Origin of the sequence: Amycolatopsis sp. SID8362 (genome assembly GCF_010550475.1) — a bacterium.
Taxonomy (GTDB): domain Bacteria; phylum Actinomycetota; class Actinomycetes; order Mycobacteriales; family Pseudonocardiaceae; genus Amycolatopsis; species Amycolatopsis eburnea.
The window spans coordinates 1-15,669 of sequence record NZ_JAAGNB010001058.1 but is presented as its reverse complement, the minus strand read 5'-3'; the positions used below and the strand labels follow the sequence as shown (position 1 = coordinate 15,669).

At 70.3% G+C, this 15,669-nt stretch carries 16 protein-coding genes; 12 read left to right on the top strand and 4 right to left on the bottom strand.

Annotated features, from left to right (window positions below):
- Positions 1-974 (bottom strand): fatty acid desaturase (locus G3I65_RS33090; RefSeq protein ID WP_203612580.1); only part of this gene is annotated, 974 nt, incomplete at its 3' end.
- Positions 975-1,112: 138 nt separating this feature from the next.
- On the opposite strand from G3I65_RS33090, the gene G3I65_RS33085 reads away from it, so the two are divergent.
- The 7 genes from G3I65_RS33085 (at position 1,113) to G3I65_RS33055 (ending at position 7,613) form a co-directional block, all read left to right on the top strand.
- A complete protein-coding gene (locus G3I65_RS33085; protein WP_125314797.1) occupies positions 1,113-1,703 on the top strand; it encodes a TetR family transcriptional regulator in 591 nt (196 codons plus the stop codon).
- Between the two features lie 128 nt (positions 1,704-1,831).
- The gene (tig, locus tag G3I65_RS33080) at positions 1,832-3,223 is read left to right on the top strand and encodes a trigger factor (protein WP_160699581.1); all 1,392 of its coding nucleotides are present in this window, start codon (positions 1,832-1,834) and stop codon (positions 3,221-3,223) included.
- Positions 3,224-3,361: 138 nt separating this feature from the next.
- The gene (locus tag G3I65_RS33075) at positions 3,362-3,967 is read left to right on the top strand and encodes a ClpP family protease (protein WP_160699580.1); all 606 of its coding nucleotides are present in this window, start codon (positions 3,362-3,364) and stop codon (positions 3,965-3,967) included.
- Positions 3,968-3,993: 26 nt separating this feature from the next.
- On the top strand, positions 3,994-4,647 hold the full coding sequence (locus G3I65_RS33070; protein WP_125314794.1) for an ATP-dependent Clp protease proteolytic subunit: 654 nt from the start codon (positions 3,994-3,996) through the stop codon (positions 4,645-4,647).
- Positions 4,648-4,877: 230 nt separating this feature from the next.
- On the top strand, positions 4,878-6,173 hold the full coding sequence (gene clpX / locus G3I65_RS33065; protein WP_125314793.1) for an ATP-dependent Clp protease ATP-binding subunit ClpX: 1,296 nt from the start codon (positions 4,878-4,880) through the stop codon (positions 6,171-6,173).
- A gap of 52 nt (positions 6,174-6,225) precedes the next feature.
- On the top strand, positions 6,226-6,636 hold the full coding sequence (locus tag G3I65_RS33060) for a hypothetical protein (RefSeq protein WP_160699579.1): 411 nt from the start codon (positions 6,226-6,228) through the stop codon (positions 6,634-6,636).
- 53 nt (positions 6,637-6,689) lie between these two features.
- On the top strand, positions 6,690-7,613 hold the full coding sequence (locus G3I65_RS33055) for a sensor histidine kinase (RefSeq protein ID WP_160699578.1): 924 nt from the start codon (positions 6,690-6,692) through the stop codon (positions 7,611-7,613).
- A gap of 577 nt (positions 7,614-8,190) precedes the next feature.
- On the opposite strand, the gene G3I65_RS33050 is transcribed toward G3I65_RS33055, so the two are convergent.
- Complete coding sequence (locus tag G3I65_RS33050) at positions 8,191-9,072, bottom strand: alpha/beta hydrolase family protein (protein WP_166640883.1); 882 nt, start codon at positions 9,070-9,072, stop codon at positions 8,191-8,193.
- Between the two features lie 178 nt (positions 9,073-9,250).
- A complete protein-coding gene (locus G3I65_RS33045) occupies positions 9,251-9,958 on the bottom strand; it encodes a TetR/AcrR family transcriptional regulator (protein ID WP_160699576.1) in 708 nt (235 codons plus the stop codon).
- 74 nt (positions 9,959-10,032) lie between these two features.
- Between G3I65_RS33045 and G3I65_RS33040 the strand changes: the two genes are divergently transcribed.
- Positions 10,033-11,469, top strand: coding sequence for a carotenoid oxygenase family protein (locus tag G3I65_RS33040; RefSeq protein WP_160699575.1), 1,437 nt, complete (start codon positions 10,033-10,035; stop codon positions 11,467-11,469).
- Here G3I65_RS33040 and fdhD read toward each other — a convergent pair.
- On the bottom strand, positions 11,466-12,290 hold the full coding sequence (gene fdhD, locus G3I65_RS33035; protein WP_160699574.1) for a formate dehydrogenase accessory sulfurtransferase FdhD: 825 nt from the start codon (positions 12,288-12,290) through the stop codon (positions 11,466-11,468). The genes G3I65_RS33040 and fdhD overlap by 4 nt on opposite strands.
- A gap of 103 nt (positions 12,291-12,393) precedes the next feature.
- Here fdhD and G3I65_RS33030 point away from each other — a divergent pair, with 103 nt between their 5' ends.
- The 4 genes from G3I65_RS33030 to G3I65_RS33020 all read left to right on the top strand — a co-directional run.
- Complete coding sequence (locus G3I65_RS33030) at positions 12,394-13,743, top strand: OFA family MFS transporter (protein ID WP_160699573.1); 1,350 nt, start codon at positions 12,394-12,396, stop codon at positions 13,741-13,743.
- Positions 13,743-13,865 (top strand): hypothetical protein, encoded by a 123-nt coding sequence (locus tag G3I65_RS58400; protein ID WP_255481977.1) that lies wholly within the window; start codon positions 13,743-13,745, stop codon positions 13,863-13,865. The genes G3I65_RS33030 and G3I65_RS58400 overlap by 1 nt, the downstream gene beginning before the upstream one ends.
- Positions 13,862-14,614 (top strand): SDR family NAD(P)-dependent oxidoreductase, encoded by a 753-nt coding sequence (locus G3I65_RS33025; protein WP_160699572.1) that lies wholly within the window; start codon positions 13,862-13,864, stop codon positions 14,612-14,614. Before G3I65_RS58400 ends, G3I65_RS33025 begins: the two co-directional genes overlap by 4 nt.
- 48 nt (positions 14,615-14,662) lie before the next feature.
- Positions 14,663-15,669, top strand: a 1,007-nt coding sequence (locus tag G3I65_RS33020; RefSeq protein ID WP_160699571.1) for an LCP family protein, incomplete at its 3' end; no start/stop codon positions are given.

Sequence of the window (15,669 nt, the reverse complement as noted above, 5' to 3'; positions counted from 1 at the left end):
GGCCCGAGCGGCGGGGGCGCCGGGGCCGGTTCGCCGCCGAGCTCGCACGTCAGCCGCCGCCACGCGCGGTACTCCGCCGCGGTCAGCTCGCGGCCCCACGCCGTGGTGATCGGGACGTCGCGGGCCAGGTACGCGTCCCGGTTGTCCTTCCACGCGCGCAGGTAGCGGTAGAACGGCACCGCCGGATGAAGATGGTGGACCAGGTGGTAGTTCTGGTACAGCATCATCGGCGTCATCAGCCACTCCAGCCCCACCCGCACCCGCGTGGTGCCGAACTTGTCGCGGGGCTTCGCGGCGGGCAGCCCGTGGTGCGGCAGCCAGTCGAACCACCACGCCAGCACGGCCAGCCCGAGCCGCTGCGGCAGCACGTAGCCCAGCAGCAGCTCCTCGCCGTAACCGCCGGCGATCAGCGTCGCGGCCGCGGCGAACGCCAGCGACACCGCGACGACCGTCTCCGCGCGCTCCTGCGGCGGGCGGGTCCGGACGCGGGCCGCGTAGAACCGCGCGTACCAGAAGTCGATGGTCAGCCAGCGGAACGGCAGCGACCACCAGGCGCCCTGCGACGTCCAGGCGTCCGGGTCGGTGCGCGAGTCCGCGTTGGTGTTGCGGTGGTGTTCGCTGTGGATGAACCGCAGCAGCGGGAACGACGCGTAGGCGGCGACGAACGGCATCGCCAGCCTGCCGAGCACCTCGTTGACCCACGTCAGCTTCCCGGCCGCGTGGTGGGACGACTCGTGCACCACGGTGAACATCGTGAAGGTGACGATCGCGTGCAGCGGCACGGTGAACACCGGCGGCGCGATCCCCTCCAGCAGCAGCCAGGTCGCGGTGACCCACAGCGTGACGCCGCCGAAGAACAGCAGCAGCGTCGGCACCGACGCGCGGGGGAGCGGGATCCGGGGCGAAGGTACCGCGCGGGACGGCACCGGAGACGCCGTCCCGGTGCCGCGCGGCGGGGTGTCGACGACGGGCATCGAACGGTCTCCTCGGTCGAGAAGCTCCTGGCGAGGCGGGAGTCACCGTAGACAACCCGGCGGGGTTTGTAAACGTTCGGGCAGGCTTCGAAAAAAGGCGCCCGCCAGCGGAACGTTAGCGGTGGGTAAGCTCGCCTTGTGAAGGCCGTCACCCACCCCGCCCCGGCGCGCACCCGGGAACGGCTGCTGGCCGCGGCGGCGGACGTCATCGCCGCGGACGGCTGGGCCGCCGTGACGATGGGCAAGCTGGCCGCGCGGGTCGGCGTCAGCAGGCAGACCGTCTACAACGAACTCGGCTCCAAGGCCGAGCTCGCCGAGGCGCTGATGCTCGCCGAGACCGACCTGTTCGTCGCGCGCGTGAACGCCGACGTCGCCGCGCACCCGGACGACCCGGTCGACGGCGTGACGGCGGCCTTCCGGCACACCCTCGAAGCCGCCCGCGCCAACCCGCTGGTCCAGATCGCGCTCGGCGGCGCGCAGGGCGGCCGCGACGACTTCCTCCCGCTGCTCACCTCCCAGCCGGAAGCGGTGCTCGGCCGGGCCGTCGAGGCCGTCGCCGCGGTGTTCGCGGGCGCCTACCCCCAGGTCCGGCTGACCCCGTCGGAGTGGGCGGTCGCGGTCGAAGCGTTCGTCCGGTTGCTGCTGTCCCACCTGGTGCAGCCCAGCGGCTCGGCCGAGCACGCGAGCGGCCAGATGCGCTGGGTGATCGGCCGGATGCTCGGGTCCTGACGCCGCAGGTGGCCCCCGGCCCGGCGGCGATGGCCACTGGCCTAGACTCGGACGTCCCGGTCTGCACGTGACCGGGGCCATTTCCGCAGGATTGTCCTACACAATCGTTACCGCTCGAGGAGAAGACCTTGAAGAGCACCGTCGAGCAGCTGAGCCCGACGCGAGTCAAGATCAATGTCGAGGTGCCGTTCGACGAGCTCAAGCCGAACTTCGACCGCGCCTACCGCAAGATCGCCCAGCAGGTGCGCATCCCGGGCTTCCGGCCCGGCAAGGCGCCCGCTCGCGTCCTGGAAAGCCGCATCGGCCGCGGCCCGGTGCTCGACGAGGTCGTCAACGAGGCCATCCCGGCGAAGTACATCGAGGCCGTCCGCGAGAACGAGGTCCGCACGCTCGGCAACCCCGAGTTCGACGTGACCAAGCTCGAGGACCGCGACGTCCTGGAGTTCACCGCCGAGGTCGACGTCCGCCCGGAGATCGAGCTGCCCGACCTGGACGGCTTCACGGTCAGCGTCGACGACGTCGAGCTGACCGACGCCGAGGTGGACGAGCAGCTCGACGAGCTGCGCGCCCGCTTCGGCACGCTGACCGGCGTCGAGCGCCCGGCCGAGACCGGCGACTTCGTCTCGATCGACCTGTCCGCCACCGTCGACGGTGAGGCCGTCGAGGAGGCGAGCACCACCGGGCTGTCCTACGAGATCGGCTCCGGCCAGCTCGTCGACGGCATCGACGAGGCCATCGTGGGCGCGAACGCCGGCGAGACCAAGACGTTCACCACCCAGCTCGTCGCCGGGGAGCACGCCGGCAAGGACGCCGAGGTGACCGTGACCGTCCAGTCGGTCAAGCAGCGCGAGCTGCCCGAGGCGGACGACGAGTTCGCCCAGATGGCCAGCGAGTTCGACACGATCGAGGAGCTCAAGGGCGACCTGCGCGAGCGCCTGAGCCGCGTCAAGAAGATGCAGCAGGGCGTCCAGGCCCGCGACAAGGTCCTCGACGAGCTGCTCGAGCGCACCGAGGTCCCGATCCCGGAGAAGGTCCTCGACGCCGAGATCGAGAACCGCAAGCACGACGCGATCCACCCGTTCGACCACGACGAGGCCCAGTTCGCGCAGGCCCTCGAGGCCGAAGGCCGCACGCTCGAAGAGTTCGACGCGGAGACCCGCACCGAGTCGGAGAAGGCCGTCCGCACGCAGCTGCTGCTGGACACCATCGCCGACAAGGAAGAGGTCTCGGTCAACGACGGCGAGCTCACCGAGCGGATCATCTACCAGGCCCAGCGCTTCGGCATCAGCCCGGACGAGTACGTCCAGCGCGCCCAGCAGTCGGGCCAGCTGACCGCGATCTACGCCGACGTCCGGCGCGGCAAGGCCCTCGCCTCGGTGGTCCGCAAGGCCACCGTGACCGACGGTTCCGGCGCCGAGGTCGACCTCTCGGAGCTGTTCGGCTCGGACGAGCCGGCGGCCGACGAGGCAACCCAGGAGACGCAGGTCACCGACGAAACGGCGAAGACTCCGGCGGAGTGAAGCTGTGAGCGAACTTGGGCGGTGTCAGGCATTCTGCACCGCCCAAGTTCGTTAGGGTCGGATACAAGATCTCAAGCATCTGAAACGACAGCGGTGGCCGTCAGCACCGGGCCACCGCCGGCGAAAAGGCAGGCAGACGTGACGCAGCACACGCCCGAGGCGCGGACCGGCACCGCAGGGCTCACCCTCACCGACTCGGTGTTCGAGCGGTTGCTCCAGGAGCGCATCGTCGTCCTCGGTTCCGAGGTCAACGACGAGATCGCCAACCGGATCACCGCGCAGCTGTTGCTGCTCGACGCCGACGACGCCGAGTCCGACATCCGCTTCTACATCAACTCGCCGGGCGGTTCGGTCACCGCCGGGTTCGCGATCTACGACACCATGCAGCTGATCCGCCCGGACGTCGCGACCTACGCGATGGGCATGGCGGCCTCGATGGGGCAGTTCCTGCTCTCCTCGGGCACGCCGGGCAAGCGGTACGCGCTGCCGCACGCGCGCATCCTGATGCACCAGCCGTCGGCAGGCGTCGGCGGTACGGCGTCGGACATCGCGATCCAGGCCGACCTGTTCAACAAGTGGAAGCAGGAGCTGGCCCGGATCACCGCGGAACAGACCGGCCAGACGGTCGAGCAGATCATCAAGGACGGGGACCGCGACCGCTGGTTCACCGCGCAGGAGGCGAAGGACTACGGGTTCGTGGACCACGTCCTCACCGCCGACATCGCCCGTCCGGGCTCGAACTGAGCGCGAAGCACACAGGAGACTCGATCATGAGCAACTTCCGGCTCCCGGGTGACTTCCAGGCCCCGAGCACGCCCCAGTCGCGGTACATCCTGCCGTCGTACGTGGAGCGCACCAGCTACGGCGTCAAGGAGTCGAACCCGTACAACAAGCTGTACGAAGAGCGGGTCATCTTCCTCGGCGTGCAGGTGGACGACGCGTCGGCCAACGACGTGATGGCCCAGATGCTGCACCTCGAGCACGAGGACCCGGACCGCGACATCCTGATCTACATCAACTCGCCGGGTGGCTCGTTCACCTCGCTGATGGCGATCTACGACACCATGCAGTTCGTCCGCCCGGACATCCAGACGTACTGCCTCGGCCAGGCCGCCTCGGCCGCCGCGGTGCTGCTGTCGGCCGGCACGCCGGGCAAGCGCTACGCGCTGCCGAACGCGCGCGTGCTGATCCACCAGCCGGCCACCGAGGGCACCTACGGGCAGGTCTCGGACCTGGAGATCCAGGCGAACGAGATCCAGCGCGTGCGCCGCCAGATGGAGGTCATCCTGGCCAAGCACACGAACAAGGACCCGGACCAGATCCGGACCGACATCGAGCGCGACAAGATCCTCACGGCCGAGGAGGCCAAGGCGTACGGCATCATCGACGAGGTGCTCCCGTACCGCAAGGCGTCGGCTCTGTAGATCCGCCAGGCCGGTGTGTGTCGAGGAGACGACACACACCGGCATCCTGGTTTAGGGTCGTCCTCTGACGTGCTCCCGGAGCGTGTGGGTGTTCCCGCCCACGGCATCGGACGGGTACCGTCAGTGGCAATGCGTGAGGCTCCGCCCGGTCTACCCTGGCCGGGGGGTCGCACCGTCGCAACACACGTCAGGCGCGGAAACCCGCGCCGGAGGGGACGAGGTCAACGGCCATGGCACGGATCGGTGACGGCGGAGACCTGCTGAAGTGTTCTTTCTGCGGGAAGAGCCAAAAGCAGGTGAAGAAGCTCATTGCCGGCCCCGGGGTCTACATCTGCGATGAGTGCATCGACCTCTGCAATGAGATCATCGAGGAGGAGTTGGCCGAGGCCGGCGACGTCAAGCTCGACGAGCTGCCCAAGCCCGCCGACATCCACGAGTTCCTCGAGCAGTACATCATCGGTCAGGACGACGCCAAGCGGACGCTCGCGGTAGCGGTCTACAACCACTACAAGCGGATCCAGGCGGACGACAAGGCCGGGCCGAAGGACTCCAAGGAGGAGTCGGTCGAGCTCGCGAAGTCGAACATCCTGATGCTCGGCCCCACCGGGTGCGGCAAGACCTACCTCGCGCAGACCCTGGCGAAGCTGCTGAACGTCCCGTTCGCGATCGCGGACGCCACGGCGCTGACCGAGGCCGGGTACGTCGGCGAGGACGTCGAGAACATCCTGCTCAAGCTCATCCAGGCGGCGGACTACGACGTCAAGCGGGCCGAGACCGGGATCATCTACATCGACGAGGTCGACAAGATCGCCCGGAAGAGCGAAAACCCGTCGATCACCCGCGACGTGTCCGGCGAGGGCGTCCAGCAGGCGCTGCTGAAGATCCTCGAGGGCACCACCGCCTCGGTCCCGCCGCAGGGCGGCCGCAAGCACCCGCACCAGGAGTTCATCCAGATCGACACGACGAACGTGCTGTTCATCGTGGCCGGCGCGTTCGCCGGGCTGGAGAAGATCATCAACGAGCGGGTCGGCAAGCGCGGCCTCGGCTTCGGCGCGGAGATCCGCACCAAGTCCGAGATCGAGGAGAGCGACGTCTTCTCCGACACCATGCCCGAGGACCTGATCAAGTTCGGGCTGATCCCGGAGTTCATCGGCCGCCTCCCGGTCGTGGCGACGGTGAACCACCTCGACAAGGACTCGCTGGTCAACATCCTGACCCAGCCGCGCAACGCCCTGGTGAAGCAGTACAAGAAGCTCTTCGAGATGGACAACGTCGAGCTCGAGTTCACCAAGACCGCGCTCGAGGCCATCGCCGACCAGGCGGTCCTCCGGGGTACGGGTGCCCGCGGGCTGCGCGCCATCATGGAAGAGGTGCTGCAGCCGGTCATGTACGACATCCCGAGCCGCGACGACGTGGCGAAGGTCGTCATCACCGAGCAGACCGTCCGGGAGAACGTGAACCCGACGATCGTCGCCCGGCAGCCGACCCGGCGCGCACGCAGCGAGCGCGGTGAGAAGTCGGCCTGACGCCGGCCGTCTCCGGGCCACCACGGGCCCGGAGACCGACAGGAAAAGCTGAATGACTGCTGATTCTTTCCCGGGTACCGGGGGCACCACCCGCGGTGGCGGCGTGCAAGCGCCGCCGCCACCGGCCCCGGCCGCCGAGCCGGTGGCCGCGGGGCCGGTCCTCGGGTTCCGCGAGCTGAGCGAACGCGTGATCGCGTCCGCCTTCGAGCGGTACCCGTGGCTGAACCGCTTGCTGATGGGCGTGCTGGCCGTGTGCGCCGGCACGTGCGTCGTGGCCGTGGTGGCCCGGCTGTCGCCGTTGCCGCTGTTCCCGGTGCCGTTGTTCCTCGTCGCCGGTTACGGGCTGTGGCAGGCCCGCGGCGTCACCGAGCGACGTCAGCTGGTCAACTGGGTGCTGCTGTTCGCCCTCGCGGCTCTGGTCGGGTTCTGGTTGATCTCCGTCGTCGGCCGCTGGGTGGAGTGAAGACCCGCCTTTCGCAGGGTTTGGCGCGGTACCGGCCTGGGTACACCTGACGCGTGGTAGATGCCCTTCGGCCGTTCCGGCATCCCGCATTGTTCTATCGTGGTGACACTGAGTACCTCGATGGTGTCATTCCGTTCCTGCTCGAAGGCCTCGACCGCGGTGAGCCCGTCGCCGTCGCCGTGCCGGGCCGCAACCTGGTGCTCGTCGAAAAGGCGCTGGAAGACCGCGCGGACGACGTCCTGCTGATCGACATGGGCCGGGCCGGCCGCAACCCCGGTGCGATCCTGCCCTCGGTGCTGCACTCCTTCGCCGCCCGGCACACCGGCCCGGTGCGGATCGTCGGCGAGCCGATCTGGGCCTGGCGTTCCGACGCCGAGTACCCCGCGTGCGTGGAGCACGAAGCGCTGATCAACAAGGCCTTCGCGGGCCGCGACCTGGCGATCCTCTGCCCGTACGACGTCGCGGCGCTGACCCCGTCCATCCTGGCCGACGCCGAGCGCACCCACCCCGAGCTGTGGGGACTGGCGGGCCCGTTCGACAGCCCGCGCTTCGACCCCGACGGCGTCCGCGCGGAGCTGAGGCGCCCGCTGGAGCCCCCGAACGGCGCGGTGGAGCGCTCGTTCGACCTTTCGCAGCTGGCGTCGCTGCGCGGCTTCGCGGAGATCTGGGCGGCCCGCCACGGCCTGCGCCGCCCGCGGCGCGACGACTTCGCGCTGGCGATCGCCGAGCTGACGGCGAACAGCGTGCTCTACGGCGGCGGCACCGGCATCCTGAGGCTGTGGTCGGCGCCGGACGAAGTGGTCGGCGAGGTGACCGACACGGGCACGATCACGGACCCGCTGGCCGGCCGCATCCCACCCGCGGCGACGACGCTGGGCGGGCGCGGCCTGCTGCTGGTGAACCGGCTGGCCGACCTGGTCCGCACGTACTGGATCCCGGGCCGCACGACAACCCGGGTCCACTTCCGCTGCGGCTGACCTCGCCCGGCCGGCTGGGGCCGGCGAGCCGCCCGTGCCTGTGCCGGTCGTGCCGCCGCGCCTGAGGTCGCGAATGACTCTTTCGGACGCCAGGGCCCCGGCAAAGTCGGATCAGCTCGGCCGATCCGGCTGTCCGCGATGTCATGAAAGGGTCATTCACCTCACCAGACGACATGAATGACCCTTTCACAACATCCCCGCGACGCCGGGCAGACCACGCCACCAGCCCGCGACCGGTCACCCGCTCACCAGCGCGACTTCGCCAGCACCCTGCCGCGGAACGTAGTGAATGACTCATTCATGTCGCCAGACGACATGAATGACCCTTTCACAACACCCCCGCGACGCCGGGCAGACCACGCGGCCAGGCGACTCCGCGGCCGGTCACCCGCTCGCCGGCGCGACTTTGCTGGCACCCTGTCACCAGACGACATGAACGAGTCGTTCACGACATCACGGCCGGGGTCCCGGCAAAGTCGCGCGGCCCGGCCACTCAGCCGTCGGTGACCCGCTCGCTGGTGCAACGCTGCGGACTGCACCGACGCGACTTTGCCGGAGCCCTGACGCCGCGCTCGGCTCAGTCCGTGCGGGGGACGTGCTTGCCGAGGAAGCTGATCAGGCTCGGCACCACCGTCCGGTTGAACGGGTCGCCGTGCTTGCCGTGCGCCGTGTGGGCGACCGCCGGGTGGGCGGCGTCGATGTAGCGGCGGACGCCCGTGATGAACGAGTCCTCCGTGCCGCACCAGATGCCGTTGGGGACGCCCTTGGTCTCGTCGATGTGGCGCAGCGGGTCCAGGGCCGTCCAGTCCTGGATGTCCGGGAAGATGTGGCGCTTGGCCATCTCCGGCCATGACGTGATCAGCGCCGGGGCCAGCGTCGCGACCGCGGACGGCGGCTGACGCCGTTCCACGCGGCGGCGGGTGTAGACCAGGGCGCCGAAGCCGCCCATCGAGACGCCCGTGCACGCGAACGGCAGGCCGGTCGGGCCGGCGAAGCCGCGGGCCCGCAGCCACTGCGGGACCTCCTCCAGCAGCATCGCCATCGGGTCGTCGCCCGGGTGGACCTGGTGCCAGTAGTTGTCGCCGCCGTCGACGGCCACGAAGCCGAACGACGGGACCGCCTTGCGGGCGACGTCGCTGGCGAGCTGCTTGAGGGTGCCGGTCGGGGCCGCGCTGCGGGCGTTGCCGTGCAGGCCGTGCAGCACGAGCGACATCGGCAGCCCCTTCGGCGGGGTCTTCGACGGCAGGATGAACACCAGGTCGACCATCCGGCCGCGGGCCGCGGAGTAGACGCGTTCGACGCGGGTGCTGCCCAGCTGGGTCGTCGGGTTCGACGACGCCACGCCGAGCGCGCGCTGCAGGGCCTGGCTGAAGGGCAGCTTGCCGGTCGCCGTCCCGACGGCCAGGCCGGTCACGGCCAGCCCGGACGCGCCCGCGATCAGCACCGAACGGCGGCTCAGCCAGCGCCGCGCGCCCTGGACCGCCGCCTCCGCGACCGCCTTCGCGGGCTGCGGCTGGTCCCCACCGCCCGCGCGCTCCGCGTCCCCGTTTTCCTCGTTCACCTGTCTCCGTCCCCCGCCTGCTCCCTTAGGACGCCGCGGACCCACTCCGCGTTCCCCTCGCGTCCCGCTCGCCGGGTTAGTCGTTCCCACCCTGCCCGGCGTTTCGGGTCCTCGCGCGCCAAGCCGCCTTTGCTGCGTCCGTGGAGCGTTCGGCCCTGTCCACAGTGTCCCCGAGACCCACGGCGAGCGTGATGCCGAGGGGTATCAAAATGTGGTCTATGCCCTGTTCGCCGGGCCCGAAGTGCCCGGACGCCTCCAGGGTGACGAAGCCGTGCAGGGCGCTCCACAGCTGGGCGGCGGCCTGGTACTTGTCCGCGGGCCGGAAGCGGCCCGCGGCGATGGCCCGCTCGGTGGCCCGGACGATGTGCTCGAACGCCTCCAGGCCCTCCGGAGCGGCTTCGCGGCCCTCCTCGGTGGTGAGGTCGGAGAGCGTCGCCCGCTTGCCGCCGGGCGCGGACTGGCCGAACGTGACCGCGAACAGCTGGGGCTGCTCGGCGACCGCCTGCCGATAGGTGCGGGCGAGGCTGAAGATGTCCGCGACCGGGTCGTCGGTCTCGCCGACCTCGGCCAGCCACTCCGAAAGCCGCAGGAAGCCGGCGCGCGCGACCTCGTCGACCAGCGCGGCCATGCCGCCGAAGTGCGTGTACACCGCCATCGTCGAGACGCCGACCTCCGCCGCCAGCTTGCGGGCCTGCAGGGTTTCCGGGCCGCCGTCGTCGAGCAGCCGGATGGCGGCCTCGACGAGCCGGGCCTTGACGTCGGTCGCGCGCGGTTTGGGGCTCATGCTTGCCAGTGTCCCATAACCCTGTTATACCTGTATCCATAACCCAGTTATGGAACGCGCGGAGGGGTCACGACATGGGCAACAAGTTCCTCGAAGGAAACTTCGCCCCGGTCAGCCGGGAGCACACGATCACCGAGCTCGCCGTCACCGGGCGGATCCCCGAGTTCCTCGACGGCCGCTACCTGCGCAACGGCCCCAACCCGCTGTCCGAAGTGGACCCGGCCGCCTACCACTGGTTCATGGGCGACGGCATGGTCCACGGCGTGCGCCTGCGCGACGGCAAGGCCGAGTGGTACCGCAACCGCTGGGTGCGCAACGAGTCGGTGACCGCGACGCTGAACGGCGAGGACGCGAGCCGGTTCTGCGGCCTGGACGCGCTCGGCGCCAACACCAACGTGATCGGCCACGCCGGCAAGACGCTCGCGCTGGTCGAGGCGGGCGCGCCGATCTACGAGCTGACCGACGACCTCGACACCGTCGGCCGCTGCGACTTCGACGGCACCCTCCCGGGTGGCTACACCGCCCACCCCAAGCGCGACCCGCGCACCGGCGAGCTGCACGCCGTCTCGTACTTCTTCGGCATGGGCAACAAGGTCCAGTATTCGGTGATCGACGCGGCCGGCCGCGCGCGCCGCGTCGTCGACGTCGAGGTCACCGGGTCACCGATGATGCACGACTTCTCCCTGACCGAGAAGTACGTCGTGTTCTACGACCTGCCGGTGACGTTCAACGCCGGGATGGCGGTCGCCACCTCCGTGCCGAGCGCGCTGCGGACGCCCGCGAAGCTGGTCGTGTCGGCGATGGTCGGCAAGGTCCGCGTGCCGGACCCGCTGTCGGCGATGATGGCGAGCAAGATCGGCGCGAACGGCGGCCTGCCCTACCGCTGGAACGAGAAGTACCCCGCGCGGATCGGGGTCATGCCGCGGGACGGCCAGAGCCGCGACGTCCGCTGGTTCGACGTCGAACCGTGCTACGTCTTCCACCCGCTCAACGCCTACGACGACGGCGACAGCGTCGTGCTCGACGTCGTGCGCCACCCGAAGATGTTCGACCGCGAGCTGCACGGCCCGGCCGAAGGCGGCCCGACGCTGGACCGCTGGACCGTCGACCTCACCGCGGGCAAGGTGCTCGAGGAGCGGCTCGACGACCGGGGCCAGGAGTTCCCGCGCGTCGACGAGCGGCTCGTCGGCCGGCCCCACCGCTACGGCTACGCGGTCTCGACCGACGGCGAGGCGAATCCGGGCAGCTCCCTGTTCAAGCACGACTTCCGCACCGGCTCCCGCCAGGAGCGCGCGTTCGACGGCGGACGGCAGCCCGGCGAATTCGTGTTCGTGCCCGCCCACGACGACGCGGCCGAAGACGACGGTGTCCTGATGGGGTTCGTCTACGACCCGGCGTCGCAGCGCAGCGACCTCACGGTGCTGGACGCGGGAACCCTGGAGACGGTGGCGGCCATCCACCTGCCCGACCGCGTGCCCAACGGCTTCCACGGCAACTGGGTCGCCGCCTAGGTCAAGACCCGGTGGTCGCCGGTGTAGAGGTTCATCGAGTCGCCGCGCAGGAAGCCGATGAGGGTCATGCCGTTCTCCTCGGCCAGTTCCACCGCCAGCGACGACGGCGCGGACACCGCGGCCAGCAGGCCGATGCCCGCCATCGCGGCCTTCTGCACCAGTTCGAACGACGCGCGCCCGGACACCAGGAGGCCGTAGCCGGGCGCGGGTACCCGGCCTTCCAGCACGGCCCAGCCGAGCACCTTGTCGACCGCGTTGTGCCGCCCGACGTCTTCGCGGACGACCGCGAGTTCGCCGTCCGGGGCGAACAGCGCCGCCGCGTGCAGGCCGCCGGTGCTGGCGAAGACCTTCTGCCGGGCGCGCAGGGCGTCCGGCAGGCCGGCCAGCGTCTCGCTCTTCACGGCGAAGGCCGCGCCGGCGGGGGAGAAGCGGGTCTTGAGCTTGACCGCGTCGAGCGCGGCCTTGCCGCAGACACCGCACGAAGAGGTGGTGTAGAAGTTCCGCTCGACGCCGGTGTCCGGCGGGGCCACGCCGTCGGCCAGCGCGATGTCGAGGACGTTGTAGGTGTTGCGGCCCTGGTCGTCGACGCCGTCGCAGTAGCGGGCGACGGCGATGTCCTCGCGGCCGCCGATCACGCCTTCGGACAGCAGGAAACCGTGGGCCAGCTCGACGTCGTGGCCGGGCGTGCGCATGGTGACGGCGAGCGCCTTGCCGCCGACCCGCAGCTCCAGGGGCTCTTCGGCGGCGAGCGCGTCGGGACGGCGCCGGTCCCCGGTCGCGGAGATCCGCCGGACCGGCCTGCGCACGGTCACCCTGCCCATCTCTGACACCTTTCGCCGCCCGGAAGTTCGACACCCGTATGGTGCAACGCCGGGTATTTAGTAATACATTCCCTCCATCATCCCCAGAGTACGGAGGGAACCGATGGCTCTCGGCTTCCTGGACCGATCCCGGATCGTGGCGCCGCCGACCTGGACGCGCTGGCTGGTGCCGCCCGCGGCCCTCTCGGTGCACCTGTCGATCGGACAGGCCTACGCGTGGAGCGTGTTCAAGACCCCGCTCGAAAAGACGATGCACCTCAACGGTACGCAGAGCTCGCTGCCGTTCCAGCTCGGCATCGTCATGCTCGGGCTGTCCGCGGCCTTCGGCGGCACGCTCGTGGAGAAGAACGGCCCGCGCTGGGCGATGTTCGTCTCGATGTGCTGCTTCGCCACCGGGTTCCTCATTTCCGCGCTGGGCGTGGCGACCGGGCAGTTCTGGCTGGTCGTCGTCGGCTACGGCGGGATCGGCGGCATCGGGCTCGGCATCGGCTACATCTCGCCGGTGTCCACGCTGATCAAGTGGTTCCCGGACCGGCCGGGCATGGCCACCGGCATCGCGATCATGGGCTTCGGCGGCGGCGCGCTGATCGCGTCGCCGTGGTCGTCGTCGATGCTCGGCAGCGCGCCGACCGCCGGCACCATCGCGACGGCGTTCGTCGTGCACGGCGTCGTCTACGCGGTGTTCATGTCGATGGGCTGGCTGCTCGTGCGGGTGCCCGCCGAGGGCTGGAAGCCGGCCGGCTGGGAGCCGAAGACCGACCACGGCAAGGCGATGATCAGCACCGCGAACGTCTCGGCGGCCAACGCGATCAAGACGCCGCAGTTCTGGTGCCTGTGGGTCGTGCTGTGCTTCAACGTCACCGCGGGCATCGGGATCCTGGAGAAGGCGTCCCCGATGATCGTCGACTTCTTCAAGAGCACGCCGACGCCGGTCGGCACGGCCGCGGCCGCCGGGTTCGTCGCGCTGCTGTCGCTGTGCAACATGCTCGGCCGGTTCGTCTGGTCGTCCACTTCGGACCTGGTCGGGCGCAAGAACATCTACCGCACCTACCTCGGCGTCGGCGCGGTGCTGTACCTGGTGATCGCGCTCACGGAGAACTCGTCGAAGCTCGTGTTCATCCTGTGCGCGATGGTGATCCTGTCCTTCTACGGCGGCGGGTTCGCGACGGTCCCGGCCTACCTGAAGGACCTCTTCGGCACCTACCAGGTCGGCGCGATCCACGGCAGGCTGCTCACCGCGTGGTCGGTGGCCGGCGTGCTCGGCCCGCTGATCGTCAACCGGATCGCCGACAGCCAGAAGGCGGCGGGCAAGTCCGGGCCGGCGCTGTACGAGCTGTCGTTCTACATCATGATCGGCCTGCTGGTCGTCGGCTTCGTGGCCAACGAGCTGGTGCGCCCGGTCAAGGAGAAGTACCACGAGCCCGTCACCGAGGCCGCGAGGAGTGAAGCCTGATGAGCGAACCTTCGAAGCCCAACCGGACCCCGCTGATCGTGCTGACCTGGGCGTGGGTCGTGCTCCCGTTCGGGTACGGCGTGTACCAGCTGTTCCTGAAGCTGGTACAGCTGTTCGGATGAGCAGAGGGATTCTCGTCACCGGCGCGTCCCGCGGCATCGGGCGCGCGGTGGCCACGGCGTTCGCGGCGCGGGGCGACCGGGTGGCCGTCCACTACGGACACCGCGCCGCGGACGCGGAGGAAACGCTTTCCCAGCTGTCCGGCGAAGGACACCTGCTGATCAGTGGCGACCTCGCCGACCCGGAGGCGGCGCGGAAGCTCGCCGACGCCGCCGAAGCCGGGCTCGGCGGGGTCGACGTGCTGGTCAACAACGCCGCCGTCGCGACGTCGGCGGAGACCGCGCACCCGGTCGCCGGGGTGTCCTACGCGGACTGGCAGCGGATCTGGCGGCGCACCCTCGACGTCAACCTCGTGGGCGCCGCGAACCTCAGCTACTGCGTGGCGCGGCACCTCATCGGGCGCGGCGCGCCCGGCCGGATCGTCAACATCGGGTCGCGCGGGGCGTTCAAGGGCGAGCCGGACCACCCGGCGTACGGCGCGAGCAAGGCGGCGCTGCACGCGCTCGGCCAGTCGCTCGCCGTTTCGCTGGCGCCGCACGGCATCTCCGTGACGTCGGTCGCGCCGGGCTTCACCGCCACCGAGCGCGTGGCGGACCGGATCGACGACGCCCTGCGCGCGCAGAGCCCGTTCGGGCGGGTCGGCACGCCCGAAGAGGTCGCCGCGGCCGTCGTCTACCTGGCTTCCGCCGAGGCGACCTGGGCGTCCGGCACGATCCTCGACCTCAACGGCGCCTCGCACCTGCGGATGTGACCTGCCTCACCGGTGCAGCACGACGGGCGCCGCGGGCGTCGATAGGGCGTGCATCCTCTGGGCAAGATCGTCGTCTCCGGGCTGGCGCTGGTCGTCTTCTGCGGCACGGCGTACGGCTACGTGAACTTCCAGGCCCTCGACGAGGTCACGCGCGACAGCGTGATCGACGGCGACGGCGGGACGAACCCGGGGGAGCAGCCCGCCGACGGTTCGCTGGACGTCCTGCTCGTCGGCCGGGACGCCCGCACCGACCCCCAGGGCAACCCGCTGTCGCCGGACGTGCTCCGGGAACTGCGGGTCGGCGCCAACGGCGACGACCTCACCGACACGCTGATCGTGCTGCGGATCCCGAACGGGACCAAAGAGGTGAAAGCGTTTTCCATCCCGCGCGACAGCTACGTGTCGATGCCCGGTGGCAAGGGCAAGATCAACGCCGCGTTCGGGCGCGCGAAGGCCGCCGAGGCGCGGCGGCTGCGCACCGCGGGGGAGACCGACAAGGCGAAGATCGACCAAAGCGCCCTCACGGCCGCGCGGCGCGCGACGCGGCAGGCGGTCGAGGACCTCACCGGCGTCAAGATCGACCACTTCGCCGAGGTCAACCTGCTCAGCTTCTCCGAAATCAGCAAGGCGGTCGGCGGCGTCGACGTCTGCCTGAAAGCGCCCACCCAGGACCGGAACTCGGGCGCGAACTTCCCGGCCGGGCCGCAGCGGATCTCGGGCGCGGACGCGCTCGCCTTCGTCCGGCAGCGCGACAACCTCCGGGGCGGCGACTTCGACCGCGTCCGGCGCCAGCAGGTCTTCCTCGCCGGGCTGGCGCGGCAGGTGCTGTCGGCGGGGACGCTGGGCGACCCCGGGAAGCTCTCGGACCTCATCGACGCGGTGAAGCGCTCGGTGGTGCTCGACTCCTCGTGGAACCTGCTCGACTTCGTCGCGCAGATGCGCGGGGTCAGCGGCGGCGGCATCCAGTTCGACACGATCCCGATCGTCAACCCCGATTACCGGTACGACCCGGCCGACCGCCGCGCGACCGCGGTGCAGGTCGACCCGGCCGCGGT

Excerpts from the sequence above, each read along its gene's own strand:
- fdhD (WP_160699574.1), bottom strand. The coding sequence starts at position 12,290 with ATGGGCAGGGTGACCGTGCGCAGGCCGGTCCGGCGGATCTCCGCGACC.
- G3I65_RS33030 (WP_160699573.1), top strand. The coding sequence starts at position 12,394 with ATGGCTCTCGGCTTCCTGGACCGATCCCGGATCGTGGCGCCGCCGACC.
- clpX (WP_125314793.1), top strand. The coding sequence starts at position 4,878 with ATGGCACGGATCGGTGACGGCGGAGACCTGCTGAAGTGTTCTTTCTGC.
- G3I65_RS33025 (WP_160699572.1), top strand. The coding sequence starts at position 13,862 with ATGAGCAGAGGGATTCTCGTCACCGGCGCGTCCCGCGGCATCGGGCGC.
- G3I65_RS58400 (WP_255481977.1), top strand. The coding sequence starts at position 13,743 with ATGAGCGAACCTTCGAAGCCCAACCGGACCCCGCTGATCGTGCTGACC.
- G3I65_RS33045 (WP_160699576.1), bottom strand. The coding sequence starts at position 9,958 with ATGAGCCCCAAACCGCGCGCGACCGACGTCAAGGCCCGGCTCGTCGAG.
- G3I65_RS33060 (WP_160699579.1), top strand. The coding sequence starts at position 6,226 with ATGACTGCTGATTCTTTCCCGGGTACCGGGGGCACCACCCGCGGTGGC.
- G3I65_RS33070 (WP_125314794.1), top strand. The coding sequence starts at position 3,994 with ATGAGCAACTTCCGGCTCCCGGGTGACTTCCAGGCCCCGAGCACGCCC.
- G3I65_RS33040 (WP_160699575.1), top strand. The coding sequence starts at position 10,033 with ATGGGCAACAAGTTCCTCGAAGGAAACTTCGCCCCGGTCAGCCGGGAG.